At 35.1% G+C, this 15,909-nt stretch carries 18 protein-coding genes; 5 read left to right on the top strand and 13 right to left on the bottom strand.

Annotated features, from left to right (window positions below; translation table 11 throughout):
• Positions 1 to 36: 36 nt before the first annotated feature.
• From MHH69_RS00170 to MHH69_RS00120, 11 genes are all read right to left on the bottom strand, one after another.
• Entirely contained in the window at positions 37 to 735 is a 699-nt protein-coding gene (locus tag MHH69_RS00170) for a hypothetical protein (RefSeq protein ID WP_341361426.1), read from the bottom strand.
• Positions 732 to 1,454 carry a hypothetical protein gene (locus tag MHH69_RS00165; RefSeq protein WP_341361425.1) on the bottom strand — a complete coding sequence of 241 codons (723 nt, stop codon included), beginning with the start codon at positions 1,452 to 1,454 and terminating at the stop codon, positions 732 to 734. Before MHH69_RS00165 ends, MHH69_RS00170 begins: the two co-directional genes overlap by 4 nt.
• Positions 1,441 to 2,328, bottom strand: coding sequence for an ABC transporter ATP-binding protein (locus MHH69_RS00160; protein WP_341361424.1), 888 nt, complete (start codon positions 2,326 to 2,328; stop codon positions 1,441 to 1,443). Before MHH69_RS00160 ends, MHH69_RS00165 begins: the two co-directional genes overlap by 14 nt.
• A gap of 2 nt (positions 2,329 to 2,330) precedes the next feature.
• The gene (locus tag MHH69_RS00155) at positions 2,331 to 2,705 is read right to left on the bottom strand and encodes a GntR family transcriptional regulator (RefSeq protein ID WP_341361423.1); all 375 of its coding nucleotides are present in this window, start codon (positions 2,703 to 2,705) and stop codon (positions 2,331 to 2,333) included.
• Positions 2,706 to 3,034: 329 nt separating this feature from the next.
• On the bottom strand, positions 3,035 to 3,436 hold the full coding sequence (locus tag MHH69_RS00150) for a Na+/H+ antiporter subunit G (RefSeq protein ID WP_122972703.1): 402 nt from the start codon (positions 3,434 to 3,436) through the stop codon (positions 3,035 to 3,037).
• Complete coding sequence (locus tag MHH69_RS00145; protein WP_122972702.1) at positions 3,414 to 3,698, bottom strand: Na(+)/H(+) antiporter subunit F1; 285 nt, start codon at positions 3,696 to 3,698, stop codon at positions 3,414 to 3,416. Before MHH69_RS00145 ends, MHH69_RS00150 begins: the two co-directional genes overlap by 23 nt.
• Entirely contained in the window at positions 3,699 to 4,181 is a 483-nt protein-coding gene (locus MHH69_RS00140) for a Na+/H+ antiporter subunit E (protein WP_122972701.1), read from the bottom strand. It lies immediately after the preceding gene.
• 5 nt (positions 4,182 to 4,186) lie between these two features.
• Positions 4,187 to 5,665, bottom strand: a complete 1,479-nt coding sequence (locus MHH69_RS00135) for a Na+/H+ antiporter subunit D (protein WP_122972700.1) — start codon at positions 5,663 to 5,665, stop codon at positions 4,187 to 4,189.
• The gene (locus MHH69_RS00130; protein ID WP_122972699.1) at positions 5,658 to 5,996 is read right to left on the bottom strand and encodes a Na(+)/H(+) antiporter subunit C; all 339 of its coding nucleotides are present in this window, start codon (positions 5,994 to 5,996) and stop codon (positions 5,658 to 5,660) included. The genes MHH69_RS00135 and MHH69_RS00130 overlap by 8 nt, the downstream gene beginning before the upstream one ends.
• Before the next feature lies 1 nt (position 5,997).
• Positions 5,998 to 6,420 carry a Na(+)/H(+) antiporter subunit B gene (locus MHH69_RS00125; RefSeq protein ID WP_122972698.1) on the bottom strand — a complete coding sequence of 141 codons (423 nt, stop codon included), beginning with the start codon at positions 6,418 to 6,420 and terminating at the stop codon, positions 5,998 to 6,000.
• Positions 6,410 to 8,818, bottom strand: a complete 2,409-nt coding sequence (locus tag MHH69_RS00120) for a Na+/H+ antiporter subunit A (RefSeq protein ID WP_341361422.1) — start codon at positions 8,816 to 8,818, stop codon at positions 6,410 to 6,412. The genes MHH69_RS00125 and MHH69_RS00120 overlap by 11 nt, the downstream gene beginning before the upstream one ends.
• A 327-nt stretch (positions 8,819 to 9,145) precedes the next feature.
• Here MHH69_RS00120 and MHH69_RS00115 point away from each other — a divergent pair, with 327 nt between their 5' ends.
• Both MHH69_RS00115 and MHH69_RS00110 read left to right on the top strand, forming a co-directional pair.
• Complete coding sequence (locus MHH69_RS00115; protein WP_122972696.1) at positions 9,146 to 9,826, top strand: universal stress protein; 681 nt, start codon at positions 9,146 to 9,148, stop codon at positions 9,824 to 9,826.
• 132 nt (positions 9,827 to 9,958) lie between these two features.
• Entirely contained in the window at positions 9,959 to 10,678 is a 720-nt protein-coding gene (locus tag MHH69_RS00110; RefSeq protein ID WP_174232693.1) for a YetF domain-containing protein, read from the top strand.
• A gap of 84 nt (positions 10,679 to 10,762) precedes the next feature.
• Here the strand turns inward: MHH69_RS00110 and MHH69_RS00105 are convergent, their stop codons facing one another.
• Complete coding sequence (locus tag MHH69_RS00105; RefSeq protein ID WP_122972695.1) at positions 10,763 to 11,707, bottom strand: carbohydrate kinase family protein; 945 nt, start codon at positions 11,705 to 11,707, stop codon at positions 10,763 to 10,765.
• A gap of 339 nt (positions 11,708 to 12,046) precedes the next feature.
• Here MHH69_RS00105 and MHH69_RS00100 point away from each other — a divergent pair, with 339 nt between their 5' ends.
• The 3 genes from MHH69_RS00100 to MHH69_RS00090 all read left to right on the top strand — a co-directional run bounded on the left by MHH69_RS00100 (position 12,047) and on the right by MHH69_RS00090 (position 15,519).
• Positions 12,047 to 12,940, top strand: coding sequence for an EamA family transporter (locus MHH69_RS00100; protein ID WP_122972694.1), 894 nt, complete (start codon positions 12,047 to 12,049; stop codon positions 12,938 to 12,940).
• A gap of 117 nt (positions 12,941 to 13,057) precedes the next feature.
• Positions 13,058 to 14,578, top strand: a complete 1,521-nt coding sequence (gene argH, locus MHH69_RS00095) for an argininosuccinate lyase (RefSeq protein ID WP_122972693.1) — start codon at positions 13,058 to 13,060, stop codon at positions 14,576 to 14,578.
• Complete coding sequence (locus MHH69_RS00090; RefSeq protein WP_341361421.1) at positions 14,575 to 15,519, top strand: N-acetylglucosamine kinase; 945 nt, start codon at positions 14,575 to 14,577, stop codon at positions 15,517 to 15,519. The genes argH and MHH69_RS00090 overlap by 4 nt, the downstream gene beginning before the upstream one ends.
• Positions 15,520 to 15,572: 53 nt before the next feature.
• Here MHH69_RS00090 and MHH69_RS00085 read toward each other — a convergent pair whose 3' ends face one another.
• Positions 15,573 to 15,881, bottom strand: a complete 309-nt coding sequence (locus MHH69_RS00085) for a hypothetical protein (protein ID WP_122972691.1) — start codon at positions 15,879 to 15,881, stop codon at positions 15,573 to 15,575.
• Positions 15,882 to 15,909: the final 28 nt, after the last annotated feature.

The raw sequence follows: 15,909 nt of genomic DNA, 5'->3' as shown, positions 1-15,909 counted from the left end.
ATTTCGCTCGATTCGTTAATAAGTTAATGTGAATAACTAATTCACCTTATCAATAATAGTAACATGGTTTGGAACATTCAAGTAGAGAATCGTTAAACCAATTATAGAACTGTCATTAAAATCACCTATTAACCCTTTACTAAAATACTGTTCTACTAGTTGGATAGAGGGATTAAATTTATAAAAAGAAAACTGTCGTTCGGCTCTATCATAAATAACGAGTTTATTATTTAATAACTCCATTTTTTGCTCATCCATCATGTTTGTTACATCAATGCTCTCATAAACAGATGGAATTTGGTAAGTTTTTGCATAAATTTTATTAGAGTTTGGATCATCTCTATATTTCACTAAAACTTCCACCCCGTTATACTGTCCTGACGATGTTTCAAGAATTAGTTCACTTGTTGGTAACTCGTAGGTTTTCTCATCAATTAAAAACCCTCCTTTTAACTCCTTCGCTGAATTTTGAGCGATGATTTCCCAAAACTTATTTTCCTCTTGTACCAATCGTTCCGTCTCAGTCTTTGATAGTAATCTCTTTTGTTCGTTATCCGAAATCGATAAGTACAAGAAGGCAAGTAGTCCTAAAACTATGTAACAACTAATTCCTATAAATATTTTTTTAACTGTCCAAAAATTTTTCGTAAATTTCACTCCCTTTGAAACAACAACAAAAATAATACTAAGGGAGATGATTAGGAGAACGGGTAATAGGGCTACTAATGCTGTCATCTTCTATTTACCTCTTTTCTGCTGAGAATGAATATAGATGATACAAATAATAGGATACAAGTAAACAAAGCCTTTAACATAAACGATAAATAGCCTGTGTTAAAAAAGAAATTCACTAATAAAGCTTCTGGTTGTACATTTAATATCGCAGTAAATATTACAGCAAGTACAACCATTAAAATACCTAACCCTTTTGATAGTTTGAATATGGAACCTATTAAGTAACCAATTGAAGCTGCAAGTAATATAATAAAAAACGCCAGTCCGAAATGGACAAATTCAAAAAGTGTATATTCCTTCATTACAGCAATATTACCTACTAACTGAATTAATGCTATTAGAATATAAAGAGTCATGAAAGAAATAATTGTTGCGATGAAACTATACACAAAAAGTACTATGACATTTGCCAGACTAGCGGTATATCGAGTTGTTATTACAGCATAATCATCATGGCGATATCCATTTGTTTGCATTAATATGGCGATTACTAAAGCCCAAATACAGGAGAGAATTATGTAACTATCTAGCGTATAGTAATGAATGTTTATATTAACTTCATTAAATCCTCCCCCCATTGTAATATTTCCGCCTGAGAAGAGAATTGACACAGTAATTTGAATAAGAATTAATATAATAATAGACTGACTATACGCTTTCATTTTCCATTTAACCTGATTTAAGACGATTTGAGAAAATGAAATTTCATTTAAAGACATCATCTATTCCCCCTTTCCCTTTGCTTGTCATAAATTTGCATACCTCAGAAGCCGTTACTGGTTGAACTAGTATGTTCATCGTTTGTAATAACTTCTCATCAATTTTGTTACGCTCAACAACCACTTCATAGTGAAATAAATCTTCTTTTTCGAAAAATACTTCCATATCACTCGTGAGTTTTCTAATTAAATTTATATCTCCCCTTAAACGAACCAACATTTGCTGTACATCATCTAATGAAGCATGTAACTTAATTTGCCCATTATCGATCAATATAATTTCCTCAAGTAAATGTTCCATTTCATTTAAATGATGACTTGAGATAATCATTGTCCTTGGGTATGCAATATACTCCTTCAATATGGCCCGGTACATATCTGTACGAATAGACTCATCCATCCCGTTCATTGGTTCATCTAGTAATGTAATAGTACATCTCGAAGCAAGACCATAAATCAAATTGAACGTTGATTTTTGGCCTTTTGATAAATTATGATGAAAAGCATTTGTTGGGATATTCGCATAATCCAACAATCGTTTGGCAAATTCGTGTTGCCAATTCGGATAAAAATCTTTTGCCATTTTGAAAATATCTAACACTGTAAATAGTGGAGGAAAGGTCATCCCTTCTTCAACAAACATAATATTGGAGGCGGTTTTTAAGTTATTAAAAGGGCACTCCCCAAACACTGTAATCTCCCCATTAGTTGGTTTAAGATGTCCCGCTAATAGTTTCAGTAATGTCGATTTTCCTGCACCATTTCGTCCGATTAAGCCAATCAATTTTGCTTCATCGATCGAACAAGTAAGTGAATGGAGAACCCTTTTATTCCGATATCTTTTTTCGACTTGATGGCAAGTAACTTTAAACACTCCTATCCCTCTCCCCTTTGGATTTTTTTAATTAATTCAATTAATTCACTATCTGATACAAGCAACCGTTTCGCTTCTTCCACTATCTCTTTTGCTAGATTCGAAAGCTTTTCATTACGTCTCTTAGATAGAATTAATTCCTTTGAACCCTCTTGAACGAACATTCCAAGACCTCTTTTCTTGTATAAAATTCCATTTTCAAGAAGTATTGCTAACCCCTTCCCCGCCGTTGCAGGGTTAATATTGAACATTTCAGCAAGCTGATATTGTGAAAATACTTTTCCATTCTCCAATAACTGATCAGCTATTATTTCATTTTCAATCCATTCTGCAATTTGGATATAAATCGGTGTATTACTTTCTTGTTTTAAATTCAAGTTTGCTCCTCCTTCTGAGTAGCATTCATATGTTTATAACAATAGTACATTACTGTTGCAATGTACTATAATCTATAATGGATGTTTTTGTCAATAAATCCATTTAAATTCCATTAAAAATGAACACTCCTTCTTCACCTAAATATTTTTTATCCACAATTATTAGCCGAGCTATCCACTTATTACAGGTTCTCCACAGCTTTATCCTCAGTTACTCTATTTGTCCACATCATTATTTTTCATTTCCCCCGAAAATGAAAAAAGTTATGCACAAAATGAAAAACCATTCACTTTTTACATAAAAGTGAATGGTTCCCTATGTGGATAACTTATTTTTCATTCTCTTTATTTAATTCATCTGGGGAAACAGTTAAACCCTCTCCACCGAATAAAAGGGGCTTTAATTCATCTTCTCCCGATCCTTCCGCTAAAGGTACATTCGCACGATAAGCCGCGCGACAAATTAAATGGCCCGCAACAGGGGATGTAATAAAAACGAAAATAATTCCTAATATCAACCGGACACTTACATAGCCATCAACTGTCCAAAAGTAAATAAATGCCCCTAATAAACAAGCTAGAACAGCAAATGTAGAACTTTTCGATGCTGCATGGGACCTTGTATAAACATCCGGTAATTTAATTAACCCTAAAGCGCTAATGACACTTACAACAGCACCAAATAATATGAGTAAAACCGCAACCCACTCAAGAATCTCCTTTCCGCTCAACGATGACACCCCTTTCGATATATTTCGAAAAGGCAATCGTCCCGATAAACGCTAAAATACCTAAAATTAAAATCGCCTCTAAAAATGCCGTCGTACTTAAAATAATCGAAACAACCGCAATGGATGAAATTAAATTCACTCCAATTGTATCTAAAGCGATCGCCCGGTCTGGCATTGTAGGTCCTACAATTACACGATAAAGTAATAATGCAATGGCCACCATAAAAAGTAATAACGCTAGTAAAAGTATTGTTTCTTTCATCTATCGAGTCACCTCCATAATTGCTTTTTCAAACTTACCAATTGATCGAATAACCGATTCCTTTGACTCTTCTATATCCATCGCATGAATATAGAACACATCTCCACTTTCCGAAACTTCCATCACGACTGATCCAGGTGTAAGGGTTAGAAGAAGGGCTAACGTTGTTACTTCCCATTCTCCCTTTAAATTCGTTTTATACGTAAAAATACCCGGCTTAATTTGTAATTTTGGAAATAATATTTGTCTCATCACTGAAAAGCTGGATATGATTAATTCTTTAATAAAGAGCAATATTAAATAAAGTACTTTAAACAATTTTCTTAAGTAAAATTGAGTACCAAAGAATCTATGCATCACATACAAAATACCGATCCCAACAATAAATCCAGTAAAGAAGGTCGTTAATTGAGGGGTTGGTTCATCGACTAATAAAAGCCATAATAGTGCAATGAATAAATTTAGTAAAAACTGTCCAAACATTTACCTCACCCCTTTAAAATCGCATCAATATAAATAGAAGGATTCATTAATGTTTCTGCTGCATCCTTCACATAGACCGCCAATGATTCGGCCCCCATACCAACATAGACAATGGATATAGCAAACAAAATGAAAGACCAATAGGCGCCTTTAGGAATTGGCTTTCTATCTTCAAAACTAATAGTAGTTTCACCAAAGAAGGATGCTAGGAATATTCGTAGTAATGAGTATAAAACGATAATACTCGAGGCAAAACCAAGGGCTAGTAAGATGTACGATCCAGCTTCAATTGCCCCTTGTCCGATTAACACTTTTCCGACGAATCCACTTAATGGAGGAATACCTGCTAATGCAAGCATAACTAAAAAGAAAATCCAACCGAAAATAGGGTAGTTTTTAATAAGTCCGTTCATTTTCTTTACAACAGACTCTCCTGTTAAATAAAACATCATTCCGACCAATAAGAATAATAAAGCTTTCGCTAACATGTCGTGAATTAAATAATAGATGGCCCCAGCTATCGCCGATTCAGTTCCTACAGCTAAACCTATTAAAATAAAACCGACACCGATAATGACGTTATATGTTGCAATCGTATATATATCACGACCCGACAATGCCCCCATACAGCCTGCTATTATAGTCACACCCGCCATAATCCCAATAATGACATGGGTTACATCCTGATTTAGTGGGAACATAAGAGTAAACGTACGAATAAGAGCATATATACCAACCTTCGTTAGGAGAGCTGCAAATAAAGCTTGAACTACAGTCGGTGGCACACTGTAGGAACCTGGTAACCAAAAGAACAAAAGTAATCCTGCTTTTAAACTAAAAACAATTAAAAAGAGAATTGATACTGTCGTAAGTAATGGGTCCTGTCCTGCCTCAGCAACACGCTGTGCAATATGGGCCATATTTAACGTCTTTACTGTTCCATATAAAAAGGCAAGGGCAACAAGAAACATCCATGATGCTACAACATTGATTAATACATATTTTAAAGACTCCCTTAGTTGTCTCTTTTCTCCACCAAGGGCTATCAATACATACGAGGCAAGCAACATTACTTCAAAGCACACAAATAAGTTAAAAATATCACCTGTTAAAAAGGAGCCATTTACCCCTGCAATTAAAAATAAAACAAAGGGATAAAAGAACATTTTTTCGTGGCGATCTCCAATTGTTGAAAACGCATAAAGGAGACAAATCGTCGTTACAACACTTGCGGTTAAAACGAGGATCATTGCAAAGGAATCAGCAACAAAAAGAATGCCGAATGGTGGTAACCATCCACTGAAGTCTAATCGTAATATCCCTTCTGTCTGAACAATATTTAATAAAATGAATGACAATACAGTAACAAACAACATCGTAATGAAACTAATAATTCGCTGGAGAATAATATGGTCCTTTAAAAACACGAGAACCACCGCAGTAATGATTGGAATTATTAGCGGTAATACAAGTAAATTATTCATCAGGCATTCCTCTCAATTCTTGCAAATCGTCCGAACCATTCGTTTTATAAGTCCGATAAGCCAAAACAAGGAGAAATGCGGTTGTTGCAAAACTTATCACAATAGCTGTTAATATTAAAGCTTGTGGCAAGGCATCGGTAAAAGGTCCCTCGGATTGACTAAGTAATGGGACATCTCCCTTTTTTAATCCACCTACTGTTAAAATAAGCAAATGAACAGCATGGGATAACAAGGCAGTCCCTAAAATGATTCGAATCATATTTCGAGAGAGGACTAAATAGGTCGCAACGGCGACGAGAATACCAATTAAAATCATCATTAAAGATTCCATTCTACTCATCCTCACTAATACTTAAAATAATCGTAACAAGCGTACCAATAACGGTTAAGGCAACACCTGCTTCAAAAATTGTTACAGTCGTTAAATGTTTTTCTCCCAATATAGGAAATGTGAAATACGCATCCGTTTGCGATAAAAAAGGTGCATCAAAAAAGATTGAACCAATTGCTGATCCAGTTGCTAATAATACTCCTAAACCAGCAACTTTCTTAAAATCGAAGGGCATTTTTTTATGCACGGTTTCCAAATCATACGTAATATATAGCAAGACAAGACCTGATCCTAGGACAAGTCCGCCAATAAATCCGCCCCCTGGTGCATTATGTCCAGAAAAGAACAAATAAACACCAAGGGTCAAAATAATGAAAATAACGCCCTTTACAACCGTTCTTAAAATGACATCATTAATTTTCAATATCTACATCCCCTTTCTTCGCCTTTAGCTTAATGAGTGCGAAAACACCTAAGCCAGCTATAAAGAGAACGACTACTTCCAGCATCGTATCGAAGGCACGGAAATCCCCTAATATCGTATTAACTATATTTTTACCCCCAGCAAGGTTATATGAATCCTCGAAATAGGAGGAAATCGATTTGAACTTATCATAATTTACTACTGTTAATCCGATTAACGTAACCGTAGCTCCTACAAAAACAGAAATTAATCCATTAGATATTTTCACCCGTTTTGTAGATTGCTCAGGTTTTAACTCTGCAAGGAATTTAAAACAAATTAAATATAGTGCTGTTGTGACCGATTCAACAACAAGTTGAGTAAGCGCTAAATCCGGAGCTCTAAAAATAACAAAGAAAAAGGCTACGGAGTATCCAAGAACACCGTTTAATAAAACCGTCGTAATGCGAGACTTCGCAAACAAAATAGCTACTGCCGCAAAAATCATGACGAACACTAAAATTAATTCATAATTTTCGATGACAGCATCGTTAGTAGGATTCCATTCAAAGGTATCAAGGGCAATGAATGTGCCCGCAACAATTACGACAAAGCTCACATATATATAGACAAAGTAATGCGTTAAATGACCACTCATATATCGTTTTGTAAGACTTTCTGATACATTTTCACTCGATGTAATGACTTTTTCGTAAATCGCATTAAGTGTCCATTGTTTCGGGAATAGTCGGTAAATTTTAGACCAGTATTTTAAAAAACGGTACAAAATTATACCTAAAACTACTACTCCGAAAGTCATTAACAATTTTGTGTTAAATCCATGCCATGCAGAAATATGGGGTGTCATCTCTTCAGCAGATGGAAATGTTGGATAGACACTTAACATTGCAGGCTGTAAAATATATTCCCCTAAAAGATTTGGGAAGAAGAAAATCGCAATGACTAGACCAATTAAAATAAACGGAGGCAGTAACATTCCAAAGGGTGCTTCATGTGGATTTTTCTCTACGATATCTGGCTTCATTTTCCCTAAGAACGTTTTGCTTACGATAATGAGGCAGTAAACAAAGGTAAAAACACTAGCAAACCATGCTATAATCGGGATTAATAGACCAATATTTTGGATCGAGAAAATATTTAATTCTGTAATGTTCAGAACGGCTGCAAAGAACATCTCTTTACTTAAGAAACCATTAAACGGTGGCAATCCTGCCATAGAAAAACAACCGATTATAGCAATAGTGAACGTAAAAGGTAAAATGGTCATTAACCCACCTAAACGTCGTATATCCCTTGTACCGATTTCATGGTCAACGATTCCAACCATCATAAACAAAGCACCTTTAAAAGTTGAATGATTGATCAAGTGAAAAAGTGCAGCAAACGTTGCTTGAGTATAGATAACCGTTTCTGTAGAGTAGCCTAAATAGACCGCAACAGAACCTAACCCGAGCAAACTCATAATAAGGCCAAGCTGACTTACCGTTGAATATGCTAAAATGGCCTTTAAATCTACTTGTCGAACAGCATTAAAGGACCCCCAAAATAAGGTGAATAACCCTACACCGGTTATAGTCCAAAACCAAATCATTTCCCCACCAAATATCGGTGTAAAACGTGCTACTAAATAAATTCCCGCTTTAACCATCGTAGCGGAGTGTAGGTAGCTACTTACAGGGGTTGGCGCTTCCATCGCATCAGGGAGCCAAATATGGAATGGGAATTGGGCGGATTTTGTAAAGGCACCTAAAAGAACTAATAATAGCGCAGGAATAAACAATACATGCCCACTTATAGCATCTATACTATTTATAATTTCTCGAATACTAAATGTTCCCGACATAGCATACAACATTAAAAAACCAACCAACATGGCAACGCCGCCAGAAACAGTAATCGTCATCGATTTGCGCGCACCAGCTCTAGAAGCTTTCCGATGATGCCAGAAGGCAATTAATAAAAAGGATGAAACACTTGTTAACTCCCAAAATGCATATAAAACCATTAAATTATCTGAGAATACAACACCTAACATTGCTCCCATAAATAGTAATAAATAGCAATAAAAATGATGAAGGGATTCCTTCACTGATAAATAAAAAATGGAATACAAAATGACTAAACTTCCGACACCGGTTATTAATAAACTAAAGATTAAGCTTAAACCGTCTATGTAAGTCGTAAAATTTAGATGAAACGAGGGGATCCACTCATATGTATGTGAAAAAACTTCACCTTTTGCAACACGAGGGATATACGTAGTTAATAAAAGGAATAAACTAACAGGAATTATAAGGACGACCCAACCAATCACGTTTTTCCTCAGTCGCCTATAAAAAATGGGAATAAGTGCTGCCATAATAAACGGAGTTAGTATGATGGCAATATCAATTGTCACAAGCTAATACCTCCTACTTCTTTGTAACATAATGCAATTTAAAAAATTAGAATTAGTATATCTACTTGACTTCCAAAAATACTCACTTCATAATAATGTGTCATAAAGATAAAGCGATAATTTCCAATTTATACTATTTTGCAAAAATGTTAGTTTTAATAATTATTTGATAAAACGATAATAAACATTACTATTAAAAGTATACAGTAAGAATGGCATAAATGCACTTAATTCGCATTCACTTTAGCTTTTTTATACAGTTTTTCGCTAAAAAATAGAAAATTTTATATTTTGATAATGAACAAATTTTAAGAGGAGCAAACTACGATGAAGCATGTTAAAAGAACGGATGAAAGTATTTTAGTATGTGTATATTACGGACTTAATGGTGAGCGTCTTATTCGTAGAGGCCATAAACTTGCGACGTTACTTGATTGTCCACTCTATATATTGACAGTTGATACAAAACCCCTTGATGCGTTTGACGCTGAAAAATCTGGTTATATTGAAAGATGGACTGCGCTAGCGGAAGAACTAGAAGTAGAGAAATTTATTATTAAAGATAACGAAAAACGTCCTATTCAAAAAATCATCGCTGAAGTTGCAAGGGAAAATAATGTAACACAAATCATTGTTGGGCAAAGTGCTCAAAGTAGATGGGAAGAAATTACAAAAGGATCCTTTTTAAATGTTTTACTAAAGGAAGTACCTTTCGTTGACTTCCATATCGTAGCCGTTAAGCGCCCTATCGAAGATGAAACCTCTGGAACCTTTGAAAAAGGCGTGCGTGCTTATGTCATTCAAGATCTTGAGAACTATAAAATCGTTTTTACATGCCCTAAGTTTCCATCCATTGAAGGCATTTTCTTTAAAGAAATTGGTACAGATTTTGATAATGGTATCTTTAAATTTTCCTTTGAAAATAGAATGCATGAAGTGAAAATAAAAGAAGGATTCGTAAGTAATCCTCACCTTATCCATTCCATTTATGGCATTTCCAAAAAGTAAATAGTTAAAACAGCATCCCAATGGTTAGAAATTTGCTAACTATTGCGATGCTGTTTTTGTTCTCCTTAGAAAAGTTTGCATATAGTTATTATCTTTCGCTCATCTTAATAAAAGAACGAAAGGAGTATTTATATGCATGCTTTTGAACATATTCATTTTTTTGAAATGATTTTACGATCTACTTTTGCCTTTGCTACTATTCTTATCGTTGCTCGGGTTATTGGAAAAAAACAATTAAGCCAATTAACCTTCTTCCATTACATTACAGGTATTACTATTGGGTCAATTGCAGCTGAAGTTTCTACCCAACATCGAACAGATTTTTGGGACGGATTTACTTCTTTAATATGGTGGGCACTCCTTACCCTTTTTATTAGTTTTATTTCATTAAAATCTTCTAAAATACGCGTATTAGTAGATGACCGACCAACTATTTTAATTCAAAATGGAACGATTATTAAAAGTGGCATGAAAAAAGCTCGACTCCATATAGATGAACTTAGTATGCTTTTAAGAGAACAAGGAATTTTCTCCTTTGATGAAGTGCATTATGCTGTATTTGAAACAAACGGAGAACTTAGTGTATTGAAAAAACCTGCCAATAGTGCAGCGACAAAACAAGATGTAAAAGCAGATGTTTCACTACCCGAACATATGCCTACAGAACTTATTTCAGATGGGAAAATTAATCAGAAAAATTTAGGTGAGTTGAATTTAACGGAGGAATGGTTATTTAATAAATTAAAAAAGAAAAACGTAAAAGATATTAAAGACGTTTATTTTGCCCAATATCTTGAAAATGGTTCCCTTTATATTAGCTTAAATAAACAGGCTGAAAAAAAGGAATCATAGTACGTTCTAAAATATTCATTTACATGGGGAAATATGAAACCAAATATAATAAAAGGTCGTCTCAACAAATGAGACGACCTTTTATTATAACCATTCTTTTATATCATCAAAATGAGGAAGTGCCGTTAAAGCACCTGGCTTTGTAGCAGCTAACGCTCCTAACTTATTGCCAAATTTCACACATTTAAATAAATCTTCTTCAGTTGTCGGCAAGCCATTAAAGTGGACAAAGCGTAATACACCGGCCATAAAGGCATCTCCAGATCCAGTTGTATCTACGGCATTTACTTTATCTGTTGGAACGTGAATCGTTTCACCATTTAACACGGCATATGCTCCGTTTGCCCCTATTGTAATTAATACAATCGGTACTAAATATTGGTTTAACTTTGCAATACCCTCATGTAAATCATTCGTTTCAGTTAAAAAGAATAATTCTTCATCTGTTAATTTAAGGATGTGGGCATCCTCAAAAAATGATGTAATCGTTTCACGACAAACTTCTTCACTACTCCAACGTAACGGACGGATGTTTGCATCGATGGCAATGATGGCACCTTTTTCTTTTGCCATTTCAACGCCCTTTCTTGTCGTCGCAAGAGCTGTTGGATGAAACATTGTACCGGAACAAACATTAAATACTGAAGCTCTTTTGAAAGCCTCTTCATTTAATTGCTCAGGTGTAACTTGTAAATCAGGTGTTTCGTCAACGTAATCTTTGAAAATACGTTCACATTCCGCTGTTAAATGCACGTATACGCCACTTACTCGCTTTTCCGGTAATATGATTGCGTAATCCAAATTGACGCCTTCTTTATCAAGTTCTGATTGAACAAATTGGGATGTATGATCATCACCTGTAATGGTAATTAAAGCTGACGGCGCTCCGATTCTACTAATTCCCGCTGCAACATTGACTGTTGCTCCACCTAAATATGTTGTAAACGATTTGTTCGTTATATCATCCGCTATAAAATCAACAAAAGCATCTCCGTATACTAATACGAAATCTTTATTTGACTCAACCATGAGTTGTTAGACCTCCGAATATTTGCTTTATTAAGGTTATCATAAAATGTACCCACATCGAAACTTTAAAACTATTCAGACAGTGAAAAGGTCATATCTTCCTTCAATAATTTGTTATAATTTTTCCATAGTATAGACTAAAGTTGGAATTTACAGGATTTTTATGGAAATCCCTTAAAAGGGAGGTCTCTATCCCCTATTAGTGGTAATATAATACAAAACTATTATTTTCGAGAGGTTCTTGAAATTTCATATCGGAATTTTAGACAATTACGCTCGAATCGTTTTATCATATGATGAAATGAACTAAATTGAAATTAGAATGTAGGTTATAACAGCATGAAATTACAACTATTTTATCCATTATCTATCGTCATAGCATCTAGTAGTTATGGCATATTATCTACCATTATTAAAGTGGCAATGGGTTATGGTTTCACTTCCCCCGAAGCAGTAACAAGCCAGTATTTTATGGGATTTTTATTAGCTTTACTCTTATTTAGTGTAACGCAACGAAGTTTACCAAAGTTAAACTTCTCAGGTTTTATTACAATTCTGTTAGCTGGTATTTTTACAGCGACAACAGGAATTGTTTATGGACATGCTTTAGAATACATAACAGCATCCCTTGCAGTCGTATTATTCTTCCAGTTCACGTGGATCGGCCTATTCATCGACTGTATTTTGCATAAAAGATGGCCAAACCGTTTTGAAACTAGTTCGTTATTATTTTTATTTTCAGGTACTATTTTAGCAGCCGGCGTTATGGATACAGATCTTTCTACAATCCCTTGGCAAGGATGGGTATATGGACTAATTGCAGCTACAAGTTTTGCGATATTTATTCAAATTAATTCTAGAAAAGTAGAAGGCATTACGACTGTCACTCGTACTCTCTTTATGTCCATTGTAGCTTTCCTTATGATTTGTATTTTTTCAGCACCTGAAGTAATTTGGAGTGGAAAATTATTTAACACAGAATTATGGATTTTTGGGATTGTGTTAGGGATTTTCGGCATTATTTTACCGATTTTCCTATTTTCCATTGCCGCGCCTAAAGTAGGTGGGGCACTTTCATCAATTTTAAGTGCAATGGAATTACCTGTAGCAGTCATTGCATCCGTTATTGTATTACATGAAACACTATCTATCCTACAAATTTCCGGTATTGTATTAGTACTTATTGGAATGATACTACCAACTGTCCTAGCCCAATTAAAAAATACAGCTTAACATTTAATAAGTATAAGTCATTTTCTTCTTACCTCTTATTAAAAATCGCACCTACCCTTAGGTTAACTTTTTAATATGAAATTAAGAATGGAAAGGTATTTTTGCGGAGGCGATTCTATGATGTTTCAAGATTATAAAAGCCGAATTAAAGAAATTGAGGGCAGTCAATTTCCTTCTAATAGTTATCGTCAAATGGTACTTCAACCAGCATACGATGAAGCGAAAAAGCATTTTTTAAGAGCAATGGTACACATACATATTGCTCATTTAAAAATGCTTGAAGAACAACAACTAATTACAGAAAATGAGGCAAAACAAATCGGGCAGGCTATCGCGAAGCTTGATTTGAATTACTTTGAACATCGAGATTACAATCCACAATTTGAAGATTTGTTTTTCCGCATAGAAAATAAATTAATTGAACTTGCCGGTGATGTGGCTGGTAATTTGCATATAGGTAGAAGTCGTAATGATATGGGGATTGCTATTTATCGCATGACATTACGAAAAAAATTACTCACTCTTATGAATGAATTGCTTGCTCTTCGCTCTTCTTTAATTGTCTTTGCAGAGGAGCATATCGATACTATTATGTTAGGCTACACACATACACAACAAGCACAGCCAACAACTTTTGCCCATTATTTAAAAGCTGTCATTGATCAGCTGACCCGCGATTTCAAACGGATGCAAGCAGCCTTTCAAACGATTAATCAAAGCAGTATGGGAGCAGCAGCCCTTACAACAACAGGATTTAAAATTAATCGTGAACGGATGAAAGAGTTACTTGGATTTGATGGAATAATTGAAAATGCATGGGACGCTGTTGCAGGGGCCGATTATATAGCAGAAGCAGCCAGCGTTGTGCAACTTGCTGCCTTGAATCTTGGGCGTACATCACAAGATTTCTTACAATGGGCAACCCAAGAATTTAACGCTTTTAGCCTAGCAAGCCCCTACGTCCAAGTAAGTTCCATTATGCCGCAAAAACGAAATCCAGTATCTATCGAACATACACGCTCTTTACTATCATCGGTTGTAGGCGATGCTTCAACTGTTTTACAAATGATTCATAATACACCTTTTGGAGATATTGTGGATACCGAGGATGATATGCAACCTTATCTATGGCGAGCTGTGGAAAAACTTCGTGGTATCTATAAACTATTTGGTAGTTTAGTTGTTACGATGGATGTAAATAAAGAAAAACTTCTAAAAAGGGCCGAAAATAGCTTTGCCAACGTAACGGAGTTGGCCGATTCCCTTGTTCGTTCTGAAAACATTTCGTTCAGACAATCCCATCGCATCGTTAGTAGTTGTGTGAAAACTTTATTAGAATCAAAAAAGGATTCTCTTCAAAGTTTAACTTGGGAATTAGCTAATGAAAAATCCATTGAAGTAACAGGAAAACCTTTAAAAATATCAAAAGAACAATTTTATAATGCATTAAAGCCCGATTTCTTCGTTAAAGTTCGTACATTAAAAGGCGGTCCAGCGCCAGCAACGATGCGAAACTCCCTTTTTCAAGCTCAAGCAGTTTCGCCTTTATTAGAACATTGGGTAAAAGAAAAGGATGAACAAATAGTACAATGTGAAGAGCAACTACAAAAGTTTTTAGAAGGTTGGAATAAAGAATGAAGGAATCAATCATTTTAGCTGTCGATGGTGGTGCAACGAAAACAACTTTAACGATACGATCTGAAAAAGGGGAAAATTTTTTTGAACAAACCACAACCGGTTCCAACTACCAAACGATAGGAGAAAATGGTGCCATACAAGTATTGAGCGAGCTACTTTCTAAAGCCTACCATTCTACAAATTTAAAACAAATTCATTTGGCTGCCTTTGCCATTGCTGGAATGGATACTGAATTAGATTTTAAGATAATTAATAGGATTATACAGCATAGCATAGAAAAGTCCTCGTTTAATGTGGCGAACATGATTGTAGAAAATGATGTCCACGCCACATTACTGGGTTTAGTAGGGAATCACCCTGGGGCATTGCTTATTTCGGGAACTGGCTCTATTGCCTTTGCTACTAATGGAAATGGGAAGATTGTTCGCACAGGCGGATGGGGACACCGCGCAAGTGATGAAGGCAGTGGTTACTGGATTGGCCAAAAAATATTAAATACCCTTTTTCGTATAGAGGACGGCCTACTTGCTGGACCAACCATCTTGCAACATCTTGTTTTTGAAAAACTACAAATTACAACGATGGAAGAGCTGATGGCATGGCTCTACCACCCTCATTATACAAATGCTCAAACAGCTAGCATTAGCTCAATCTTGCCAAAGGCCGTTTCCCTAGGTGATGAGCATGCTATAACAATTGCTCAAAATGCAGCCTATGAACTCTATTTGTTAGCAAAAGCGACTTTATGTAAAATCCATTATGAAAATGAAACATTCCCATTCTATTTAAATGGTGGCGTTTTAAAACACCATCCAATGATTTTAAAGCGGTTCAAGCAATTAATTTACCAATCCTTCCCCTCTATTTCGATTGAACTATGTACCGAAGAACCGATTGAATATGTTGTAAAAAGAGCCCTTCATTATGTAAATCCTGAGTAGTGACGATACTATTCAGGATTTTTATTTTTAAATTTGATGTTAACAGTTTTAATCTATGAATCTAACTGATCAACAAATACTTCAATTTTGTAACCTGCCATACCACTGGAATCTAGTTGCTCTTTAAAGAAATTATAAGTGTCTTCTTTATGTTGAATAGTATCTATTCTTACTGTTAAAGTCCGTTCTTCAATGGCTCCCCCCATCGCATGTAAGCCAAACTTAGTTGCCGCTTCATCAAATAACGAATCATTCAAAACCTCTTCTATCCCTAGTTCTTTTACACTCGATTTCATTTCAGATTGAATAAAGATTACTAGTATCATTACTAATAAAAAACCAAATCCAATTACTTTCTTCAAAAAATCATCCCATCCTTCAGAAAATTCT

The sequence above is a fragment of the Ureibacillus sp. FSL E2-3493 genome (assembly GCF_038077515.1).
GTDB classification, from domain to species: Bacteria; Bacillota; Bacilli; order Bacillales_A; family Planococcaceae; genus Ureibacillus; species Ureibacillus halotolerans.
The sequence above is the reverse complement of the archived record's forward strand: the minus strand, read 5'-3'. Positions and strand labels throughout refer to the sequence as shown.